2 protein-coding genes are annotated in these 1110 nt (G+C 37.9%); both read right to left on the reverse strand.

What is annotated here, in order from left to right; all coding sequences use genetic code 11:
- Window positions 1-692: IS3 family transposase (locus WAX46_RS15635; protein ID WP_376776478.1), on the reverse strand; the 692-nt coding region annotated here is incomplete at its 3' end.
- A 5-nt stretch (window positions 693-697) separates the two neighbouring features.
- The coding region (locus WAX46_RS16005) for a transposase (protein ID WP_442895683.1) at window positions 698-1110 on the reverse strand (413 nt) is incomplete at its 5' end.

Genomic DNA, 1110 nt, shown 5'->3' on the forward strand with positions numbered 1-1110 from the left:
GAGAAAAATGATTCGATACAGGCATTATCTAGGCAGTTTCCCCTTCGGGAATGACTGCCCTTCAAACCAACGTTTTCTAGTCGCTTTTGATATGCTTTTGTTGTGTATTGGAATCCTTGATCTGAATGAAGTAGGGCTCCTTTGACATCCCGCAGGGATGTCAAGTTCTCTAATGTCTCCATGACCAATTCAAGATCATTTCGTTTTGACAGTTTCCATGCGACGATTTCATTGTTATATAGATCTTGTATAGCTGAAAGATAATAAAAGTGATGCTGGCAAGCGATATAGGTAATATCAGTCACATATAGCTGATTGTATTGATTGGCTTTAAATTTTCGGTTTAATCTGTTTGGATGGACAACTGAAGCTTGTCTTCCGAAATACCGCCGTTTTTTTCGAATGATTGATTGGATGTTCATCTCTTTCATCAACCTGTAGACACGCTTATGGTTGATGCGAAATCCTTCTTTCTTTAAAGCGATTGTCACCCGAGGATAGCCATAGAAGGGTCTTGAATGATGAATGGCCATGATGTGTTCTTTGAGGATTTGTTCTTTCAGTTGTCGCTCCATTCGAATCTTTTGATTCTTACGCCATTTATAGTACCCAGATCGTGATACTTTGGCGATGCAGACGAGCCATGTCAACGGATAAAAACTCTTTAATTCGTGAACAACTTCAAACCTCACATTCTTTAAAATCCATCCTCTCCGTGTAGATTTGGATAACGCTTTTTTAAGTATTCTACCTGTGCCTTTAAATAATCTCTTTCTTCTTCCACACTTTTAAACATGAACTTGGGACGTCCGTTAAAAGGATTTTCTGACTTTGTATGTTTTCCTCTTTGATCTTCAAAAGATTGCCCCTCACGAAATTTTCTGACCCAACTTTTTAACTGAGTGGAGCTTTTGATACCTAATTCTTCAGACAATGACTGATAACTTCTGTTTCCTTCTTCGTACATTTTGACAGCTTTCATCTTAAATTCTTTAGAATAGTGTTGAAATTGTTGTCCCTTTCTAGCCATAAAAAATCCCCTCCAAGTATAGTGTAACAGCCAAGATATGTTCTTGGGCTTTTTACACTGTCTACTTAGAGGGGATAATA

It is taken from the genome of Bacillus sp. FJAT-53060 (assembly GCF_037104745.1).
Lineage (GTDB): Bacteria > Bacillota > Bacilli > Bacillales > Bacillaceae > Bacillus > Bacillus stratosphericus_B.